General features: G+C 56.5%; 2 protein-coding genes. Both read left to right on the top strand.

Features of this window, described 5'->3' with window-relative positions; translation table 11 throughout:
- Positions 1 to 1,285, top strand: a 1,285-nt coding sequence (gene istA / locus GTP69_RS30790; protein WP_161058426.1) for an IS21 family transposase, incomplete at its 5' end; no start/stop codon positions are given.
- On the top strand, positions 1,275 to 1,652 hold a 378-nt coding region (locus GTP69_RS30785; RefSeq protein WP_161058425.1), incomplete at its 3' end, for an ATP-binding protein. The genes istA and GTP69_RS30785, both read left to right, overlap by 11 nt.

Here is a 1,652-nt window from a genome sequence, read left to right as displayed (position 1 = left end):
TTTGAAACAGCTTCATGAAGAACTAAAGGAGTTGGGCTTTGAAGGGTCTTACGACCGGGTTGCAGCGTTCGCCAGGGTATGGCGGGCGGGTCAAACTGACAGGGTCAATTCAGCTAGCAAACGCACATATATTCCGCTGTCGTTCGCACCCGGCGAGGCCTTTCAGTTCGATTGGAGCGAGGACTGGGCAGTCATCGGCGGCGAGCGCGTCAAGCTTCAGGTAGCGCATTTCAAGCTCAGCCATAGCAGGGCATTCTTCCTGCGCGCCTATTTGCTTCAAACCCACGAGATGCTGTTCGATGCCCATGCACATGCATTCGCCGCATTCGGGGGCATTCCACGGCGCGGCATTTACGACAACATGAAGACGGCGGTGGACAAGGTAAGGACCGGCAAGGACCGCGACGTGAATGCTCGTTTCGATTCCATGGTTAGCCACTACCTGTTCGACGCTGAATTCTGTAATCCGGCATCCGGCTGGGAGAAAGGACAGATCGAGAAGAACGTCCGCGACAGCCGTCACCGAATTTGGCAAAAGGTCGCGCCGATGGAAACCCTGGATGCGCTCAACGACTGGTTGACCGACGAATGCGTAAACCTTTGGAAGCAAATCCGCCACCCCGAAGCTGATTTCACTATATGGGACGCCTGGGAGGTCGAGCGTCCGCACCTGATGAAAAATGGTCGCCCTTTCGATGGCTTCGTGGAGCACACCAAGCGCGTCTCGCCGACTTGCCTGGTCACCTTTGAACGCAACCGCTATAGCGTTCCTGCGTCCTTCGCAAACCGGCCAATCAGCTTGAGGGTGTACCCGGACCGACTGCTCTTTGTCGCCGAGGGCAATGTGGTTGCTGAGCATATCAGGGACATCACGCGCGATCATGGCCCGGGGCGGACGATGTTTAACTGGCGGCACTACCTCGCAGTCTTGCAGCGGAAACCTGGAGCGCTGCGCAACGGTGCTCCGTTCCATGAATTTCCCGACGAATTCAAACGCCTACAAGCGATTCTTATGAAGCGCCCCGGCGGGGACCGCGAGATGGTCGAGATATTGGCACTGGTGATGTTCCATGACGAGCAACACGTACTGTCTGCTGTCCGGCAAGCTCTAGATGCCGGAGCGCCGTCCAAACAGATTGTTCTAAATTTCTTGAGCCGTCTCCTGGACGGCACACCGCCGCCGCGCATCACTGCACCGCAGGCCCTCAGTCTGAAAGTCGAACCACAAGCTGACGTGGGTCGCTACGACAAACTTAGAAACCGGAGTTTACAAGATGCAGCATGAAACTATGCAAGACCTGTTTAGGTCATTGAAGCTGTGGGGAATGGCACAGGCCCTGGAGGATCTAGCTGGCCAGGATTCCCCCGCATTTCAGGCGGCAATGCCAGTCCTTGCTGGTCTACTCAAGGCGGAGACAGCTGAACGCGAAGTCCGGTCCTTGGCATACCAAATGAAGGTCGCCAAGTTCCCCGCCTATCGGGACCTTAGCGGATTCGATTTTTCTTGCAGCGAGGTCGATGAAGCGCTGGTGAGGCAATTGCACCGCTGCGAATTCCTGCAATCGGTCCATAACGTCGTATTGGTCGGTGGCCCTGGCACCGGTAAAACCCACCTCGCAACCGCACTAGGAACTCAGGCGATTGAGCAGCAT

Source organism: Duganella levis (assembly GCF_009857605.1).
GTDB classification, from domain to species: domain Bacteria; phylum Pseudomonadota; class Gammaproteobacteria; order Burkholderiales; family Burkholderiaceae_D; genus Rugamonas; species Rugamonas levis.
Note: the sequence above shows the minus strand (reverse complement) of the source record. Positions and strands in the feature narration are given on the sequence as shown.